This is a genomic window from Vibrio sp. V39_P1S14PM300 (genome assembly GCF_009904765.1).
Lineage (GTDB): Bacteria > Pseudomonadota > Gammaproteobacteria > Enterobacterales > Vibrionaceae > Vibrio > Vibrio proteolyticus.
The window spans coordinates 1-18146 of sequence record NZ_WXWP01000124.1 but is presented as its reverse complement, the minus strand read 5'-3'; the positions used below and the strand labels follow the sequence as shown (position 1 = coordinate 18146).

The window sequence follows — 18146 nt, the reverse complement described above, 5'->3', positions numbered from 1 at the left end:
GTGAGCGAAATTGGGTACACTGCGCGCCGTGTAATGAATCTAGTGGAGAAGCCACTTTGCAGCTGCAACTGATATGCGAAGACCCCAATCAAGCCTCACGTCTCGATGAGATCGGCCAACGCTGGCACCTGCAGCACACCCCGCAGAGTGAGTTTGCTCTAGTGCTGACGGCGCAGCGTCTGGAGCTGCGTAAGCTCGATGAGCCTAAACTGGGCGCGATTTTTGTTGACCTGGTGGGCGGGGCGGTTGGGCACCGACGCAAATTCGGCGGCGGTAAAGGTCAGGCGATTGCCAAAGCGGCCGGGCTTAACAAAGGCGTCACGCCTACCATACTGGACGGCACGGCGGGCCTGGGCCGTGATGCGTTTGTGTTGGCATCGTTAGGGTGCCAGGTACAGATGGTTGAACGGCATCCGGTAGTGGCGGCTTTGTTGGAAGATGGCCTGTTGCGCGCGGGTCAAGACACGGAAATTGGCCATTGGGTGCAGGAGCGAATGACCTTGCTGCATGCGTCCAGCCATGATGCGCTGGCCCAGTTGGCGGCAGATGCGGAGTTTGTCCGTCCGGATGTGGTGTATCTCGATCCCATGTACCCGCATCCGGAAAGCAAGAAAAAATCCGCTTTGGTGAAAAAGGAGATGCGGGTGTTTCAGTCGCTGGTCGGCGCGGACACCGATGCGGATGCGCTGTTGCAGCCGGCCCTGGCTTTGGCCAGCAAGCGGGTGGTGGTTAAGCGCCCGGATTACGCTGAGTGGCTGGCAGGGCATAAGCCAACCATGGCCATCGAAACCAAGAAAAATCGCTTTGATGTTTACGTGAATGCCGCAATGGCGGCAGATTGACTTTACCAGGACGATTTGTGCTTGCTTAAACGCGTCGCTGCGGTTATATCTAACTAAGAACTATTCGTATTCTTAGCTTTGGAGTAGTGGCATGGCGAAACGTTTTTGTAAGCTGGATCGGCGCGACATCGCGGCCAGCCTGGGCGAGATCCAGTCATTGGTGGCGGCGCCGAAGTACCTGTGTCGCTCCTGTGCGCGCGCATCGGCCGATAAGAGTGCGTTGTGCAAGCCGATGGCGCTGCCAGTAAGCGACGCCTCACCTGCCATTTCAGCCGATGAGCGCGAGCTTATTATGCCGGTTGCGGTCTGTAACGACGGTGTGGCTCAGCCAGTGTCGAAAAAAGCGCTCAAGCAAGCCAAAAAGAGCGCCAAGAAGCAGGCTAAATTTCATAAAAAGATGAAGAAGGTGCTGAAAAAACAGCAAAAGCTGCTGAAAAAGCATCACAAACTCGAGCGCCAGTTCAGCCGTGTCAATCAGCGTCTGACGACGCTAAACCCAGCCGACAGCAGTGCCGCTCGGATGCACTGATGAAACGAGATAAAAACGCCCGCATCATGCAGGCGTTTTTTATGCCGTTAGGCGTTCTGATAACGGCGTTCAATACGGCGTTTGACCCAGGTTTCATTGACCCACAATGACAATAGGATCACCGCACCTCCCAGCGCCAGACGCATCAGATCGACATCGCGGTTCCAAATCAAAATATTGACGATCAGCCCCGCCGGCACCAGAGCGTTGTTCATCACTGCCAGCGCGCCAGCGTTCACCTGACAGGCGCCGCGGTTCCAGGCGAAATACCCCAAGCCAGACGCAATCAGACCCAGGTAGATCAGCACGCCCCATTGCAGTGACGTGGCAGGCAGTTGGTGCGGATTCCCCAGTAGCGCAAACGCCACCAGTGCGACACACAGTGCCCCAAGGTAAAAATAGCCGAATACGGTATGCTGCGGCAATTCAACCGGCTCACGCTCCATGACGTATTTATAGCCGACCTGACCGATGGCAAAACACAGGTTGGCGCCCTGAACCACCAGAAAGCCCTGCATAAAATGCTCGTTGACGCCGGCAAATTTGATCACTGCGGCACCAGCGACGGCGATCATCGCGGTCAGCAGATACCAGGGGGAGAAGCGGCCTTTGAGCAGGTCATAAATCAGGGTGACGTAAATTGGCGTGAAGACAGTAAACAGCAGTACCTCCGGCACCGACAGCAGCAGGAAGGATTGATAGTAAAAGCAGTACATCAGGCCGAGCTGCACGCCACCAATCGCCATCAGCTTCACGATTAAGGGTTTGGCAACGCCACGGAATTTGAGAAAAGGCAGAAACACTAAGCTGGCGAGGGCTACTCGCATCAGCACCGAAAACCAAGAATCGACCTGACCGGCCAGATAAACGCCGATCAGGCTAAAAGAAAACGCCCACAACAGGGTGACTGCAGATAAATAGGTCATAACAAATCAGAGTGATGAATATTTGCTCTGCAGTCTAACTGAGTTTTGTCGTGTCGTCAGTCTTTGAGTGGTACTACCAACATGTCGACCGGAGAACAGTTGATCAACTGGCGAGTTGAGGACAATAACTTACTCCAGAAATCCTGATGGTGACCGCAGACCACCAGATCGATGGCGAACTCCTGGATGGTATCGCACAGCTCGTTGCTCAGGTCGCCACTGCCGACTAAGGTATGCTTGATTGGGTACTGCGCGTGATTCGCCAGTGCTCTGAGCTGATCCTGTGACGCTTCCATTGCCTGGTGCTGAGTTTCGGCCAGATTAATGTCGATCAGTCCGGTGTACAGCTCCGCGTAGTTAACGTCGATATGAATGAACGACACTTCAGCCTCCAGGGGTTTGGCCAGTGCCACGGCTTTTTCGACCAGTTTCTTGCTGTCTTCAGACAGATCCACGGCGACTAAAATGTGTTGATAACTCATGGTGCTATCTCCTTATTGGGGTCTATCTACAGGTTAGCATCCGGTGCGGATAATTTTTGTCGTGGCGATCTCATATCTACATCCGCCGGGCGAAGTGTTATGGTTGGCAAAGTGATATAGTAACGACAATACAATCAGATACAGTGACTAGGAGTACCCGATGTTGTCTCAAGCGATGGTCGATCAGCTCAATGAGCAAATTAATCTCGAATTTTTCTCATCCAATCTATACTTACAAATGAGTGCCTGGTGTGAGGACAAAGGATTTGACGGGGCGGCTGAATTTCTTCGCAAACACGCCGTAGAAGAGATGGAGCACATGCAGCGTTTATTCACCTACGTGAGCGAAACGGGTGCGATGCCGATTCTGGGTGCGATTGACGCACCGAAACACACCTTCGCCAGCTTAGGTGAAGTGTTTCGTGAAACCTATGAGCATGAGCAGATGATCACCGATAAAATCAATAAGCTCGCTCATCTGGCATTCACCAGCCAGGACTACTCAACGTTTAACTTCCTTCAGTGGTACGTTGCGGAGCAACATGAAGAAGAGAAGTTGTTTAAAGGGATTTTAGACAAGCTGGAACTGGTCGGCGAAGATGGTAAAGCGTTGTTCTTCATCGATAAGGATCTGGCGGCAATGGCAAAAGAAGGCTCATCTTCAATCATGGATGCCTCTGCTGAATAAGTTGGATTCAGCGTAAAGATAATCGACAGATCGTCTTTTCCTTTCGGGCACTGGTATGAAGATGTAGGGAGGAAAAGATGATCAGTGGAGACACCATTCTATTTGCGCTAATGCTTGTCACTCTTGTCAATATGGCAAGGTACTTCACCGCACTACGTTCTCTTCTTCATATCATGCGCGAAGCGCACCCTTTGTTGTATCAGCAGGTCGATGGCAACGGCTTTTTTACCACCCATGGCAACGTCACCAAACAGGTGCGGTTGTTTCACTACCTGAAAAGTAAAGAATACCATCATCATCACGACGAACTGTTCACCCACAAATGCGATCGGGTGCGGGAGCTGTTTGTGCTGACCACGGCGCTGCTGCTGGTGACGCTGATGGCCGCTCTGGTGTTGTAAGTGGTGAATTGGCAAGCCGTGCATTTGCCGTTAGAATAGCGCCCGAATGGCAAGGATGTGCACCCGCACATCCTTTTTTATTGCACAAGAGCCGGGAAAGACCATGAGTGAGAAGTTTGACGTTGTGATTATAGGTGCGGGTGCTGCCGGCCTGATGTGTGCGGCGCACGCCGGTCGGCGTGGCCGGCGGGTGCTGGTGCTCGATCACGGCAAAAAACCGGGCCGTAAAATTCTCATTTCTGGTGGTGGTCGGTGCAACTTTACCAACTATGATGTGTCCGCCGCTAACTACTTGTGCCGCAATCCGCATTTCGTGAAATCGGCCTTGTCTCAGTACACCAACTGGGATTTCATCACCATGGTGAGTAAGTACGAAATTGAGTTTGAAGAGCGTGATCATGGTCAGCTGTTCTGCGTCAACTCCGCCAAAGACATCGTGAACATGCTGTTGAGTGAGTGTGACCAGCCCAATATTACTCTGCGCTATCAACAGGAAATTCTCCACACCGAGCAGACGCCGCAAGGCTTTGCGGTGAACGTGGCGGGTCAGACGATCGAATGCCAGTCGCTGGTGGTCGCCACCGGGGGGCTATCGATGCCGAAACTCGGGGCCACCCCATTGGGTTATCGTTTGGCGGAGCAGTTTGGCTTATCGGTGGTACCGACCTGCGCGGGACTGGTGCCATTTACGCTGCACAAAGCCGATAAAGAAGCGTTTGCCGAGCTTTCCGGAATCGCGGTTCCTGCGGAGATCACTGCCCAAGATGGCACGGTATTCAAAGAAGCGCTGCTGTTTACCCACCGAGGTTTATCCGGACCTGCGGTGCTGCAGATCTCTTCGTTCTGGAGAGCCGGTCAGAGTGTGACCATCAATCTGGTGCCGGATGCGGATGTCGGCCAGTTGCTGACGTGTTCGCGCGAGAAACACCCCAACCAGAGCCTCAAAAACACTCTCTCCAAGGTGCTGCCGAAACGTCTGGTGGAAGTGTTGATTGAACGTAAAGAGCTGTGCGACAAACCGCTTAAACAGTTCAACAGCCATGATCTGGAAGCGATTGCGCAGCATCTTGAGCATTGGACAATTGCCCCCAACGGCACTGAAGGTTATCGTACTGCGGAAGTGACGTTGGGTGGGGTGGATACCCGGCACCTATCGTCCAAAACCATGGAATGCACCAGCGTCAAAGGCTTGTATTTCATCGGTGAAGTGATGGACGTTACCGGTTGGCTCGGCGGTTACAACTTTCAGTGGTGCTGGTCGAGTGGTTATGTAGCCGGTCAGTGGGTGTGATCAGTCCAGCCTCCGATTGTAGACCACAAACTCATTATCTCGCACGTAGTGGTGTTGCTCATACAGCGTCTGAGCGGGGTGATTGTCTTGGGCGGTGCTGAGCATGATAAATGCGGCATCGCTCTCGCGGCCGAGTTGATCGGCCCGCTCTAGTAATGCCTCTGCGACTCCGTGTCGGCGCGCTGGCGGCGTGACGTACAGATCGTACAACAGCCAGATGCGCTTCATTTCCAGTGAACAAAACAAAGGGTAGAGTTGGCAAAAACCAGCCACAGCGCCGTCCAGCTCCGCATAAAAAATCCGTGATTGGCCCAAGTTCAGGCGCTCGGTCAGGTACTGCTGTGCCTGCATGGTGGTTTTTTGCACCTGATAAAAGTTCAGATAGCCCATGTACATGGGCAATACCCGTGGAACGTGTTGCGGCTCGGCGGCATAGATACGAAGTGTCATAATGGTGTCCTCTAGTGAAAACCACATCCTAGTCACACCACGTGGCACAAGTCCTCAAGATAGATACGGAATAGCTAAAACGTTATCAGGCACACCGGGGTTGATATCAAGATTTTCTCAACGCGTGTATTGCCCTGTGCTCGTCTCAGAGCGCAAGCCGGGTGGATGATCCGGCCGATTCAGGCACCCTTAAGCAGGGTGGTGGCGGCTTCGGCGTCCATCGGACGGCCGAGGTGATACCCCTGACCGTAGCAACAACCCTGGCGCAGCAGGTAGTCTTGCTGCTGCGAATTCTCTATTCCTTCCGCAATCACTTTCAACCCCAGAGTGTGGCCCATGGCAATGATCGCGTTGACGATGGCGTTGCTGTCGGTGTCATCCGGCACATCACTGACGAACGAACGATCGACTTTGAGTTTATGCAGTGGCAGGCCTTTCAGGTAGGAAAGGGAGGAATAACCGGTACCGAAGTCATCCAGGGCGATTTCAACGCCCAACTGGCGAACCTGATCGAGATACCGAATGGCCTGCTCCTGATCTTCCATCAGCAGCCCTTCCGTGATCTCAATTTCCAGCCGGTTGGCCGGGAAGCCGGTGTCATGCAGAATTGCTTCCAGACGTTCGGTAAATTCGCTTTGCTGCAATTGAATGGCCGAAACGTTGACCGCCAGTTTGCCAAACTCATAGCCTTTATCCAGCCAAGTTTTACCTTGCCGACAAGCGGTGGTGAGTACCCACTTACCCATTGCCTGCATTAAGCCCGATTTCTCCGCAATCGGGATAAACTGGGCTGGCGAGATTGCACCGAGCTCTGGGTGTTGCCAGCGGATCAGAGCTTCAAAGCCAGTCAGACGGGCGTCGGCCAGTTGATACTGGGGTTGGTAGGCGAGCGAAAACTGCCCCAGCTCGAGTGCTTCATGCAGCGCCGACTGCAGCCGCACATGCGACACCGCGACATCCGTCAGCTCCGGGGTGTAAAAGGCGTAACCGTTGCGGCCATTCTTTTTGGCCTGATACATCGCTGTATCGGCGTTTTTGAGTAAGGTTTCTCCGTCGTCACCATCACAAGGGAACATCGCGACACCGATGCTGGTCGACAGGCGCAGGGCGGCGCCTTCGTGCGGAGAAAACGTCTGCTGGAAGCTGGAGAACAGGCGCTGCATCATCAGTGACAAGTCGGCGGTGCTGTCGAGGTCACTGAGGATGATCACAAATTCATCCCCACCGATACGGGCGATGTGATCCTGGTGACGCAGATGCGCTTTCAGTCGGGTGGCAAGCTCAGACAATATTTTGTCGCCACTGAAATGGCCCAGACTATCGTTGACGTGTTTGAAATGGTCGACATCCAGTACCAGGGTTGCGAAAGATCGGCCGCTTTCGCGGCTGGCGACAATCTGTTCGTCGAGCAACTGAATCAGGTGGGTACGGTTGGGCAAATCGGTCAGCGGGTCGAAATACGCCATCTGCTCGATTTTTTCTTCATGCTCTTTATAGAGAGAGATGTCCTCAAACACACAAATGTAATTCATCAACTGTTTGTATTCGTCGTATACCGCGCTGATGGTAGCCAGTTGTGGGTAAACGGAACCGTCTTTGCGCCGGTTGATGAATTCGCCTTTCCAGCGTCCGTCCCGTTTCAGTTGTGCCCACATGTCGCGGTAAAATGCGCGATCGTGGTGGCCGGACTGCAACAGGCGGGGATTATGGCCGATCACGTCCTGCGGCGGATAGCCGGTGATGTCGCTGAACGCGGCGTTGATTTCGACGATCTTGCCGTCGGCATCGGTGATCACCACACCCTCATGGGAGTTGCTGAAGATTTTGGTGGCGATGCTGAGCTGATTTTCGACCTGTTTGCGCTGGGTGGCATTACGTGTCATGCCGAGAATACCGACCAGGCGCTGCTGGTGATCAAAGATGGGGGCCTTGATGGTCTCATACCACTGTTTGTCGCCCCGGGTGCCTTGATCGCAGCACTCATCGACGGTCATGGCTTTGCCGTGTTCCATCACCTTGTGATCGGAAGCGATAAATTTTCGCGCCAGATGCGGACTGAACAACTGATGGTCGCTGGCACCGACGATCTCACTCAGCGTACGTCCCCAGGCTTGTTCAATCGCCAGGTTACCCATGATGTAAATCCCGTTTGGGTCTTTGACCCAGGCGTGATCGTCCAGGCTGTTTATGAATTGCTGCAAAGTGGGCAGCGTCAACGATTGCCCGAGAGTGTGGGTCAGGCTGTCGGCGGCAGTGCGTGTTAGCCAGGCCGTTTGCGGATGCGCAGATTTGACAGCCAGCAGCGCGATCAGTGTAGACGCATCCTGCCAGATAGGCGCCAGAGTCACACCGCTGTGCTGGCAGTGATACAGCTCGGATTGGCCCGGATACCATGAGGCCAGCTCCGCTGTCACGTGGAGTGAGTCTCCCAGCACAGGTTGGTGCGGCATATGGCCACTCAGCAGGGCACATTGGCCGCTCAGTAAGGTGCGCAGTTGATGCAGTGCCTGTGTGATGGCATCAGCATGCAGGCTGATTAATGGGTTATGAGACATAGAATTGTGTTTGACCAATGACGTCTGTTTGCCACCGGCTGCGTGAGGCCGGTGCGGGATTTGATATCTATTATTGACTTTATTATTAATCCAGTTCACGTGGAACTGATGGAATAATCCCACTAAAGCAGCGACTTAGCCGTGTTGTAAAGTCAAAGTGTTATCTTGGTTCAAAAATGACGAGGCGGATTTGCAAGCCAATCAATCGGTTTGCGGGGTAAGCCAGCGCCTGCGATACCGAGCCGCGGGCGCTGCGTTGTGACGCTACTCAGATGCTGATGAACGGTCGGGATCGTGGCGACGGGTTTTGATCTGCTGGATCGCCAGCCCGGTGATGATCAGCATCAGGCCGATCAGTGTGGTCGGATGGATCTGCTCACCGATAATGGTGGCCAGTAGCAACAGTGAAATAAATGGCGACGCAAAGATAAGATTGCTGATCCGGGCAGTGTTGCGGGTGGACTTGAGAGCGGTGAGCCACAAAACAAAGGTAATGCCCATCTCAAACAGTCCTACATAGCCCACCGCCAGCCAGCCCCGGACACTGATGTCTGACCAACCGGCGCCTTCCCAGCCACTGATTGCCAGCGCAAACGGAATGGCGACCAGAAAACCGAGCAGTACGCTGATGACAGGATCGGCGTGGTTTTTGGTATTGAGAATCCAGTAACTGGCCCACAACAGGGTTGAGAGTAACGCCAGTCCGACGCCGAGCGGGCTCTCAAAGTGCATGCCGAGAACATCGCCCTGTGTTGCAATGACCACCACGCCAAAATAACTGAACGCGCACGCCAGCCAGTCCTGTTTGCGAATTTTCTGGCCGAGAAATACCGCGGCCATCAAGGTCAGGGTAATTGCCCAGCTGTAGTTGATGGCCTGAGCCTGTGAGGCGGGCAGCAGATCATACGCTTTAAACAGAATCAGATAATAGCTAAGCGGATTGATCAGCCCGAGCAGGACAAAATAAAGCGGATTGGCACTGAACGTCGGCACTACCTGAGGCAGCTTCCCTTGCAGTGCACAAACCAGCGTCAGTGCCAGCGCAGAGACGATGCTGGCGACAGTCAGCATTTGCACCGGTGTGAATTCGGCCAGCGTGAGTTTAAATGCCGTGGCGACTGTGGACCACAGCAGCACCGCAGACAGCGCAAATCCGAGCGCGCGGCGTTCGTTCATGATATTCCTTATCGACGAGAGGCAGAGCAAAACGCCTAGTCTAGCTGCTCGATATCTGGGCGACAAACTGGACATTTATCCAGTGTCGAAATACCATGATAAAAAACGTCTGACACGGGTTAAACCTTTATTATGCAATGGATTCTGGAACATCAAGGCTGGTTGCTCAGCGCGATAGCAAGTGCGCTGGCTGGCGGTGTCGCCACCGGGTGGTGGGTCAAACAGAAGATGCGCTATCAAAATCAATTGCTTGAACAGCAGCTGAATGCCAATCAACAGTGGCATGACACTCAGCTCGACCAGTTACGTCAGGAACTGACTCAGGCGCAAACGGAGTTAGATGAGCTGGACAATGAACGCGACAAAGCCGAATACGAACGGCGTCAGTCGCATGGCAAACTGATGGCGGTGATGGAAAAGCTGCGTTATTTCGACACGGTCAGACAGGAACGTCAGCAATACGCGGATCAGCTCAATCAGGTGCGCGAACAAAAGTCTCAGCTCGAAGCCCGGTTACGAGAGCAGGAAGCGCGCCACGAACAGGCAATGCTCGCCAGTCAGGAGAAACTGGAGTTGCTGGAGAAAGCGGAAGAGCGGCTCAAGCAGCAGTTCGAGCATCTGGCCAATCAATTGTTCGAAAGCAAAACCGCGAAAGTTGACCAGCAGAATCGTCAGAGCCTGGACGGCATTCTGACGCCGCTGCGTGAGCAGTTGGAAGGGTTTAAACGTCAGGTTAGCGACAGTTTTACTCTTGAAGCCAAAGAGCGTCACACGCTGGTGCACGAATTGAAGAAACTGCAGCAGCTCAACGAGCACATGACCCGTGAAGCGGTGAATCTGACACAAGCGCTCAAAGGCGATAACAAGCAGCAGGGCAACTGGGGCGAAGTGGTGCTGGCCCGGGTACTGGCCGAATCCGGTCTGCGTGAAGGCCATGAGTACCAGACCCAGGTCAGTTTGCACAACGAGGCGGGCAAGCGTTATCAGCCGGATGTGATTGTGCATCTACCACACGATAAGCAGGTGGTGGTGGACTCGAAAATGGCGCTGGTGGCTTACGAGCGGTACTTTAACGCCGACACTGACGCGCAGCGTGAACGTGCGCTGAGCGATCACCTGTTGGCGATCCGTGCGCACATCAAGGGATTGAGTCACAAAGATTATCACCAGCTCAAAGGAATACAGAGTCTCGACTATGTACTGATGTTTATTCCGGTTGAACCGGCCTTTCAGGTCGCGATTCAAGCGGATCCGAGTTTGGTGAAAGACGCCATGGAGCACAACATCATTTTGGTCAGCCCAACGACGTTACTGGTGGCGCTGCGCACCATCGATAACCTGTGGCGCAATGAGCGTCAGAACCAGAACGCCCAGATCATCGCGGAGCGGGCGAGCAAGTTGTACGACAAGCTGCGCCTGTTTGTCGACGACATGGAAAGCCTGGGCGGGGCGCTGGATAAAGCCAATCAAAATTACCAGGGCGCGATGAATAAACTGGCCACCGGGCGCGGGAACGTCATCCGACAGGCGGAAAGCTTCAAACAATTGGGTGTCGAGGTCAAACGGCCGATTTCGTCTGCTCTGAGCGACATCGCGCAAAATGAGGCTTTCGCAGAAAATGACTCGTTAGTAGAAAGACATCACGCTGAGGATAAAGTAAACTAACCGCCCGCAGCAAAGAGGCCGATTGAGCCTCTCATCGTCAGTGTTAACGCTGCTCAAGAGGACAGAGAATGACGGATACCAACGTGCAAGCCGAAACGGCACCAGATCATCAGGAAACCACCCATTTCGGTTTCACCACGGTCAAAAAAGACGAAAAAGTGGCGAAAGTGGCCGAAGTCTTCCACTCCGTGGCCGCGAAATACGACATCATGAACGATCTGATGTCTGGCGGCATCCACCGCTTGTGGAAGCGTTTTACCATTGACTGCAGCGGCGCACGTCCGGGTCAGCGTATTCTTGACCTCGGGGGTGGGACCGGTGATCTGACGGCGAAGTTTTCCCGCATCGTCGGAGAAAAAGGCCATGTGGTGCTGGCGGACATCAATAACTCGATGCTTAACGTGGGCCGCGATAAGTTGCGCGACAGCGGCATTGTGGGCAACGTGCATTACGTGCAAGCCAATGCGGAAGCCCTGCCGTTCCCGGACGACTATTTTGACGTGATCACCATCAGTTTCTGCCTGCGCAACGTGACCGATAAAGACGCGGCGTTGCGTTCGATGTTCCGGGTGCTCAAACCGGGTGGCCGCCTGCTGGTGCTGGAATTCTCTAAGCCGGTGCTGGAGCCGTTGTCGAAAATTTACGATGCGTACTCCTTCCACCTGTTGCCCAAAATGGGGCAACTGGTGGCCAATGACGCCGAAAGTTACCGTTACCTGGCCGAGTCAATTCGTATGCACCCGGATCAGGAAACGCTGAAAGGCATGATGGAACACGCCGGGTTTGACAACACTTGTTACTACAACCTGACCGGCGGCATTGTCGCGCTGCACCGTGGCTACAAATTCTGAGGGTGAAGCATGCCATTTGAACCCCTGGTCACCGCGGCCATCGAAACCACCCTCAATACCCTGATTCAAGACGACCCCGAGCTGGGTCGTCGTCTCGGCCGACTCAAAGGTCAGGCGATTCAGGTGCATCTGAAAGAATTCAATAAAACCCTGACGTTCCTGTTCAGCCAGCAAATCGATGTGCTGGCCAGCTATGAAGGTCTGCCTGATTGCTACCTGTCACTCAATGTCGCGGTGTTACCGCAACTGCGTGAGCAGGCCAACATCACCAAGTTGATCAAACAGGACCAGTTAGTGCTGGAGGGCGATATTCAACTGGCGCAGAAGTTTGCTCAGTTGATGACGGACTGTAAGCCGGATATCGAAGAATGGCTGTCGCGTTTGACTGGCGATGTAGTGGCACATACGCTGGTGCAGGGAGCAAAAAATGTCGGCCACCTGATGGCGTCGCAGGCCCGCAAGCATCAAAGTCATCTGGCTCAGGTTATTACCGAAGAATGGCAACTGGCACCCGCGCCACTTGAAGTGGCGCATTTTTGTGATCAGGTCGACGAGGTGCGCAGCCAGGCCGCCCGGCTTGATGCCCGACTTAACCAGTTGCTGGAGAAAGCATGACGCCAAGCGAGCTCAAACGTCTTTATCACATCGTCCGGGTTCAGCTGGAGTACGGTTTGGATGAACTCCTGCCGAGCGAACATCAGTTGACCAAAGCGCCATTGCTGGCGCGTAAATCTCTGTTCTGGATTAAGAACCAACATGCGGACAAGCCACTTGGCGAGCGTCTGCGTCTCGCACTGCAGGAGCTGGGACCGGTGTGGATCAAATTCGGCCAGATGATGTCGACCCGCCGCGATCTGTTTCCTGAGCACATCGCCGATCCGCTGGCGTTGCTGCAGGATCAGGTGTCACCGTTTGATGGTCACCTGGCGCGCGCGCAAATGGAAAAAGCGTTCGGCGGCAGCCTGGATAACTGGTTCAGTGATTTTGAAGTTGTCCCGCTGGCGTCGGCGTCGATTGCTCAGGTGCACACCGCCAAACTCAAAGAGTCGGGGCGGGAAGTGGTGCTTAAAGTGATCCGACCGGATATTCGCCCAGTCATTGATGCAGATCTAAAACTCATGTACCGGATGGCGCGTATAGTCGCCAAGGCGCTGCCTGAAGCTCGGCGTTTGAAACCGGTTGAAGTGGTTCGCGAGTACGAAAAAACGCTGCTCGATGAACTCGATCTGCGCCGCGAAGCGGCCAATGCGATTCAGCTTCGGCGCAACTTTGAAGGCAGTGAAGAATTGTATGTTCCTGAAGTAATTACCGATTTCAGTAATGAAACTGTCATGGTTTCTGAGCGAATATACGGGATTCAGGTCTCTGATATTGAGGGGCTTAAAGCCAACGGCACCAATATGAAGTTGTTGGCCGAGCGTGGCGTGAGCGTGTTCTTCACTCAGGTATTTCGAGACAGCTTTTTTCATGCCGATATGCATCCGGGCAATGTGTTCGTTCAACCAGCGCATCCGGAAAACCCGCAATGGATTGGGCTGGATTGCGGCATCGTCGGTACCCTGAACAGTGAAGATAAGCGTTATCTGGCAGAGAATTTTCTGGCGTTTTTCAATCGGGACTACCGCCGGGTAGCAGAACTGCATGTGGAATCGGGTTGGGTTCCACGTGAAACCAACATCGATGAGTTTGAATTTGCGATTCGCGTTGTGTGTGAACCGATTTTTGCCAAACCCCTGTGCGAGATTTCTTTCGGACATGTGTTGCTGAATCTGTTCAATACGGCACGACGCTTCAATATGGAAGTGCAGCCGCAACTGGTGCTGTTACAGAAAACCTTGCTGTATGTGGAAGGGCTCGGACGTCAGCTCTACCCACAGCTGGATTTGTGGGAAACCGCGAAACCGTTCCTCGAATCATGGATGATGAATCAGGTGGGTCCGCAAGCCGTGATCAACGCGGTGAAAGACCGGGCACCGTTCTGGGCGGAAAAACTGCCGGAGTTGCCGGAGTTGTTGTACGACAGCCTGCGTCAGGGTAAGGCCATGAACCAGCGTATGGATCAGCTTTATCAGGGCTATCGAGACAGCAAACGTCAGCAGGCGACCGGAAGATTTTTGTTTGGCGTTGGCGCCACTTTAGTCGTATGCTCGGCAATATTGGTCAACAACGCATTTGAGCAGTTGTCGGTGGTCAGTGGTATCACTGGGGTCACATTTTGGCTGCTCAGTTGGCGAGCTTACCGTCAATAGACGGTAAACTCAGAAAGTATTTTTTAAGCAGACCCGAGGTATAAAGAATGGGTGGTATCAGTATTTGGCAACTTCTCATTATTGCTGTCATCGTTATCTTACTGTTTGGCACAAAGAAACTACGCAACATTGGTGGTGACCTGGGCAGTGCCGTTAAAGGTTTTAAGAAAGCGATGAACGACGAAGACGCGTCGGCGAAAAAAGACGCCGATGCCGATTTCGAGCAAAAAAATTTAGAGCAGCAGAAAACGGACGCGACTGCTGACAGCAAGAAAGACAAAGAGCAGGCCTAACTCGTGTTTGATATCGGTTTTTGGGAACTGGTATTGATCTCTGTGGTGGCCTTGGTGGTATTAGGTCCGGAACGATTGCCGCACGCGATTCGCAGTGTCACGAGTTTTATTCGGGCCGCGAAAAGCATGGCAAACAGCGTCAAGGACGAATTGTCTCATGAGCTGAAAGTTCAGGAGCTGCAGGAAAATCTGCGCAAAGCGGAACAGATGGGCATGGAAGACCTCTCTCCCGAGCTCAAATCGTCGGTCGAGGAGCTGAAGAAAGCCGCGCAGGACGTTCAGCGTCCTTATGCCAAACCATCGTCTCAGCCCGCGGCGGATGAGCCGTCAGCCGCCCAAGACGATGACCACGTTGCGGCTTCACAGCCAGCAGCGGACCAAGCGACCAACACGGCAGAGAAAAAAGCCGAGTAGTCTTATGACCAAAGAGCTGCATAGGGATGCGGCTCTTTTTTGATCTTTTTTGAATGAGGTTTGCCATGTCTTCGGTAGAGCAGACACAGCCTTTAATCAGCCACTTGCTCGAACTGCGTGATCGCTTGCTGCGATGCATTGTCGCCGTGGTGGTGGTGTTTGTCGGTTTGGTGTATTTCTCCGGCAATATTTATGAATTTGTTTCCAAACCTCTGGTTGAGAAACTGCCGGCCGGCGCGACCATGATCGCCACCGATGTGGCATCGCCGTTTTTCACGCCACTCAAACTGACGTTGATTGCGTCAGTGTTTGTGGCCGTGCCGTTTATTCTTTATCAGGTGTGGGCGTTTGTCGCGCCCGGTTTGTATAAGCACGAACGTCGGCTGATCATGCCATTGATGTTTTCCAGCTCGTTGCTGTTTTACTGCGGGGTGGCGTTTGCCTACTTTGTGGTGTTTCCGCTGGTGTTCGGTTTCTTTACCGCCATCTCTTTGGGCGGGGTGGAGTTTGCAACCGACATTGCCAGTTATCTGGATTTTGTGCTGGCACTGTTCATGGCGTTTGGCATCGCCTTTGAAGTGCCTGTAGCGATCATTCTGCTGTGCTGGACTGGGGCAACCGATCCTCAAAGCCTGAAAGAAAAGCGTCCCTATATTATTGTGGCGGCGTTTGTGGTCGGGATGCTGCTGACGCCGCCGGATATGATTTCTCAGACTCTGCTGGCGATTCCGATGTGCCTGTTGTTTGAAATCGGTCTGTTCTTTGCGCGCTTTTATACTCGCAAGAGTGACGACGGCGAAGCGGCGGCGGAAGAGTAATGCGTCACCTGACGTGCAAAAAGGCTGGCCAGTGCCAGCCTTTTTTGTACCTGGAGAAAAGAGCTTATCTGAGATTGAACAGGGTTTTGGCGTTATCTGTGGTCAGGTTGTCGACCTCGTCGAGACCGATCTCCCGCAATTGGGCGATGCGCTGCGCAACCAATTGTGTGTACGCCGGCTCGTTACGTTTGCCACGATGCGGCACCGGAGCTAGGTAAGGACAGTCGGTTTCCAGGATGACGTAATCCATATCCAGATGCGGAATCACCTTATCCATACCGCCGTTTTTGAAGGTAGACACACCGCCGAGACCCAGGTGGAAACCCAGCCCGTTGATGGCTTGCGCTTGTGCCAGACTGCCGCCAAAGCAGTGAAACACGCCGCGCAGCGAACCGTCTTGCTCCTGCGCCAGTAAGGTCAGCGTTTCCTCAATCGAATCACGGGTGTGGATCACCACTGGTAACTGGCGCTGTTTGGCCCAGTTCAGCTGGGTGACGAAGGCTTTTTCCTGCTCTGCACGGAAGGTTTTGTCCCAGTAAAGGTCAATACCGATTTCCCCCACCGCGATAAACGGGTGCTGCTCAAACCAGCTTTCGATGGTGGCCAGTGTCTGGTCAACATTGCTATCGACGTAACACGGGTGCAGGCCCATCATCGAACGACACACCTGTGGGTAGGCCGCTTCGGTTTTGAGCATCGGTTCAATGGAGTCCAGATCGATGTTGGGTAACAGAATGTGCTCAATGCCCTGCGCCAGCGCGCGCTGCACCACCTCATCACGGTCGTGGTCAAATTCAGAGGCGTAAATATGGGCGTGGGTGTCGATCATGGGTGTCTCTCCTGAGTGATTAGGCTTAGTATAAAACAGCCACGGGGCCCGGCTCAAACTGGCGTGACCTTAATGCAAAACAGAGCATAAGCAATAAGACTGATAGATCGTTTTGGGATTTTTGCCGTTTGTCCCTAGCGTGAAAAAGCGAGAGTGTTATGATTTCGGTCCTAGCACTTGCACCAGATAAGGAGAATAGAGTGTCAGTATCCATTCTAGGCCAGTTCCCTGGGCGCCGTCTGCGCCGCGTTCGTAAACACGATTTCAGCCGTCGCCTGGTGGCGGAAAACCAGTTGTCGGCGAACGACCTGATCTACCCGATGTTTATTCTGATGGGGAAAGACCGCCGCGAGCCGGTGGAATCGATGCCGGGCGTTGAGCGCCTGTCGATTGACCTAATGCTGGAAGAAGCGCAGTACCTGGCGCAGCTTGGGGTTCCTGCTATTGCTCTGTTCCCGGTGGTGAATCAAGATGCGAAAAGCCTGTGTGCGACTGAAGCACACAATCCTGATGGTCTGGTTCAGCGCGCCGTCCGCCTGCTGAAAGAGCACGTGCCGGAAATTGGTGTGATCACCGACGTCGCACTCGATCCGTTTACGACCCACGGCCAGGACGGCATCATTGATGAAGACGGTTACGTCATCAACGACGAGACCACTGAGGTGCTGATCAAACAGGCACTGTCGCACGCGGAAGCGGGCGCAGACGTGGTGGCACCGTCTGACATGATGGACGGACGCATCGGAAAAATTCGCGCAGCGCTGGAAGAAGCGGGTTACATCCACACCCAGATCATGGCGTACTCAGCGAAGTACGCATCGGCTTACTACGGCCCGTTCCGTGATGCGGTCGGCTCATCGTCGAACCTGAAAGGTGGCAATAAGAAAACGTACCAGATGGATCCGGCCAACAGCGATGAAGCGTTGTACGAAGTGGCGATGGATGTCACTGAAGGGGCTGACATGGTGATGGTTAAACCGGGTATGCCGTATCTGGATGTCGTGCGCCGGGTCAAAACCGAACTGCAGGTGCCGACGTTTGCGTATCAGGTATCCGGTGAATACGCGATGCACAAAGCCGCGATTCAGAACGGCTGGCTGAAAGAACAGGAGATTGTGATGGAATCGTTGCTGTGCTTTAAGCGCGCCGGTGCCGACGGTATCCTGACTTACTTTGCGAAAGACGTCGCCGAATGGCTGGCTGCGGAGAACGCTGAAACAGCGAAGTTTCTGAAGCGGGACTAAGCCTCCGCGCTGCTGAAAACAGACTCATCAGGTCGGCCTCGTGCCGGCCTGTTTCGTTATGATGGAGTGAGGAGAAGACACATGGCGGTGACGATTCGTCAGGGATCATTGCAAGAAGTCATTCAGGTGGTCGAGCAGATTGCGGAATTTGCGCAGGGGGAGAGTGTCGCGACGTTGAAAGAGCGGATTGCGGACAAACCACACCTGACGCTGGTGGCGGAAGAGGCAGGGGAGCTACTGGGATTTAAGCTCGGTTATCAGCTCGACGCTGACACGTTTTACAGTTGGTTTGGTGGTGTGTCGCCGCTGGCAAGAAACAAAGGTGTCGCGCAACAACTGCTGGATGTGCAAGAGCAGTGGGCGTGTGCACAGGGTTATCGCCGGATCACCGTCAAATCCCGTAACCAGTTTCCGGCCATGCTACGTTTGCTGCTGCGTAACCA

At 53.8% G+C, this 18146-nt stretch carries 20 protein-coding genes; 14 read left to right on the top strand and 6 right to left on the bottom strand.

Features of this window, described 5'->3' with window-relative positions:
• Nucleotides 1–56 precede the first annotated feature (56 nt).
• Together CAG65_RS06045 and CAG65_RS06040 are read left to right on the top strand one after the other, a co-directional pair.
• Nucleotides 57–842, top strand: coding sequence for a class I SAM-dependent methyltransferase (locus CAG65_RS06045; RefSeq protein ID WP_021707298.1), 786 nt, complete (start codon nucleotides 57–59; stop codon nucleotides 840–842).
• A 91-nt stretch (nucleotides 843–933) separates the two neighbouring features.
• Nucleotides 934–1371, top strand: a complete 438-nt coding sequence (locus CAG65_RS06040; RefSeq protein WP_161452839.1) for a hypothetical protein — start codon at nucleotides 934–936, stop codon at nucleotides 1369–1371.
• A 47-nt stretch (nucleotides 1372–1418) separates the two neighbouring features.
• Here the strand turns inward: CAG65_RS06040 and CAG65_RS06035 are convergent, their stop codons facing one another.
• Together CAG65_RS06035 and uspA are read right to left on the bottom strand one after the other, a co-directional pair.
• Nucleotides 1419–2297, bottom strand: a complete 879-nt coding sequence (locus CAG65_RS06035; RefSeq protein WP_161452837.1) for a carboxylate/amino acid/amine transporter — start codon at nucleotides 2295–2297, stop codon at nucleotides 1419–1421.
• A 56-nt stretch (nucleotides 2298–2353) separates the two neighbouring features.
• Nucleotides 2354–2779 carry a universal stress protein UspA gene (gene uspA / locus CAG65_RS06030; RefSeq protein ID WP_021707295.1) on the bottom strand — a complete coding sequence of 142 codons (426 nt, stop codon included), beginning with the start codon at nucleotides 2777–2779 and terminating at the stop codon, nucleotides 2354–2356.
• A 160-nt stretch (nucleotides 2780–2939) separates the two neighbouring features.
• On the opposite strand from uspA, the gene ftnA reads away from it, so the two are divergent.
• The 3 genes from ftnA to CAG65_RS06015 all read left to right on the top strand — a co-directional run bounded on the left by ftnA (nucleotide 2940) and on the right by CAG65_RS06015 (nucleotide 5159).
• Nucleotides 2940–3467, top strand: coding sequence for a non-heme ferritin (gene ftnA, locus CAG65_RS06025; RefSeq protein WP_021707294.1), 528 nt, complete (start codon nucleotides 2940–2942; stop codon nucleotides 3465–3467).
• A gap of 77 nt (nucleotides 3468–3544) precedes the next feature.
• The gene (uspB, locus tag CAG65_RS06020) at nucleotides 3545–3868 is read left to right on the top strand and encodes a universal stress protein UspB (RefSeq protein ID WP_021707293.1); all 324 of its coding nucleotides are present in this window, start codon (nucleotides 3545–3547) and stop codon (nucleotides 3866–3868) included.
• Nucleotides 3869–3971: 103 nt separating this feature from the next.
• Complete coding sequence (locus CAG65_RS06015) at nucleotides 3972–5159, top strand: NAD(P)/FAD-dependent oxidoreductase (protein WP_040903234.1); 1188 nt, start codon at nucleotides 3972–3974, stop codon at nucleotides 5157–5159.
• On the opposite strand, the gene CAG65_RS06010 is transcribed toward CAG65_RS06015, so the two are convergent.
• The 3 genes from CAG65_RS06010 to CAG65_RS06000 form a co-directional block, all read right to left on the bottom strand.
• Nucleotides 5160–5609: a GNAT family N-acetyltransferase gene (locus CAG65_RS06010; RefSeq protein ID WP_021707291.1), complete on the bottom strand. Its 450-nt coding sequence runs from the start codon at nucleotides 5607–5609 to the stop codon at nucleotides 5160–5162.
• A 179-nt stretch (nucleotides 5610–5788) separates the two neighbouring features.
• The gene (locus CAG65_RS06005) at nucleotides 5789–8164 is read right to left on the bottom strand and encodes a putative bifunctional diguanylate cyclase/phosphodiesterase (protein WP_161452835.1); all 2376 of its coding nucleotides are present in this window, start codon (nucleotides 8162–8164) and stop codon (nucleotides 5789–5791) included.
• A 264-nt stretch (nucleotides 8165–8428) separates the two neighbouring features.
• Complete coding sequence (locus CAG65_RS06000) at nucleotides 8429–9340, bottom strand: DMT family transporter (protein WP_161452833.1); 912 nt, start codon at nucleotides 9338–9340, stop codon at nucleotides 8429–8431.
• Between the two features lie 132 nt (nucleotides 9341–9472).
• Between CAG65_RS06000 and rmuC the strand changes: the two genes are divergently transcribed.
• The 7 genes from rmuC (at nucleotide 9473) to tatC (ending at nucleotide 15630) form a co-directional block, all read left to right on the top strand.
• Nucleotides 9473–11005, top strand: a complete 1533-nt coding sequence (gene rmuC / locus CAG65_RS05995) for a DNA recombination protein RmuC (RefSeq protein WP_021707288.1) — start codon at nucleotides 9473–9475, stop codon at nucleotides 11003–11005.
• 68 nt (nucleotides 11006–11073) lie between these two features.
• Nucleotides 11074–11856 (top strand): bifunctional demethylmenaquinone methyltransferase/2-methoxy-6-polyprenyl-1,4-benzoquinol methylase UbiE, encoded by a 783-nt coding sequence (gene ubiE, locus CAG65_RS05990; protein WP_021707287.1) that lies wholly within the window; start codon nucleotides 11074–11076, stop codon nucleotides 11854–11856.
• Nucleotides 11857–11865: 9 nt separating this feature from the next.
• Nucleotides 11866–12471, top strand: coding sequence for a ubiquinone biosynthesis accessory factor UbiJ (locus tag CAG65_RS05985; protein ID WP_161452831.1), 606 nt, complete (start codon nucleotides 11866–11868; stop codon nucleotides 12469–12471).
• Nucleotides 12468–14105: a ubiquinone biosynthesis regulatory protein kinase UbiB gene (gene ubiB, locus CAG65_RS05980; protein WP_161452829.1), complete on the top strand. Its 1638-nt coding sequence runs from the start codon at nucleotides 12468–12470 to the stop codon at nucleotides 14103–14105. The genes CAG65_RS05985 and ubiB overlap by 4 nt, the downstream gene beginning before the upstream one ends.
• A 47-nt stretch (nucleotides 14106–14152) precedes the next feature.
• On the top strand, nucleotides 14153–14398 hold the full coding sequence (gene tatA, locus CAG65_RS05975) for a Sec-independent protein translocase subunit TatA (RefSeq protein ID WP_021707284.1): 246 nt from the start codon (nucleotides 14153–14155) through the stop codon (nucleotides 14396–14398).
• Between the two features lie 3 nt (nucleotides 14399–14401).
• Complete coding sequence (tatB, locus tag CAG65_RS05970) at nucleotides 14402–14812, top strand: Sec-independent protein translocase protein TatB (RefSeq protein ID WP_021707283.1); 411 nt, start codon at nucleotides 14402–14404, stop codon at nucleotides 14810–14812.
• A gap of 65 nt (nucleotides 14813–14877) precedes the next feature.
• Nucleotides 14878–15630 carry a twin-arginine translocase subunit TatC gene (gene tatC, locus CAG65_RS05965; protein WP_021707282.1) on the top strand — a complete coding sequence of 251 codons (753 nt, stop codon included), beginning with the start codon at nucleotides 14878–14880 and terminating at the stop codon, nucleotides 15628–15630.
• 64 nt (nucleotides 15631–15694) lie between these two features.
• On the opposite strand, the gene CAG65_RS05960 is transcribed toward tatC, so the two are convergent.
• On the bottom strand, nucleotides 15695–16459 hold the full coding sequence (locus CAG65_RS05960; RefSeq protein WP_161452827.1) for a TatD family hydrolase: 765 nt from the start codon (nucleotides 16457–16459) through the stop codon (nucleotides 15695–15697).
• Nucleotides 16460–16659: 200 nt separating this feature from the next.
• On the opposite strand from CAG65_RS05960, the gene hemB reads away from it, so the two are divergent.
• Together hemB and CAG65_RS05950 are read left to right on the top strand one after the other, a co-directional pair.
• The gene (hemB, locus tag CAG65_RS05955; protein WP_021707280.1) at nucleotides 16660–17703 is read left to right on the top strand and encodes a porphobilinogen synthase; all 1044 of its coding nucleotides are present in this window, start codon (nucleotides 16660–16662) and stop codon (nucleotides 17701–17703) included.
• Nucleotides 17704–17784: 81 nt separating this feature from the next.
• A partial coding sequence (locus CAG65_RS05950) for a GNAT family N-acetyltransferase (RefSeq protein WP_161452825.1) occupies nucleotides 17785–18146 on the top strand: 362 nt, incomplete at its 3' end.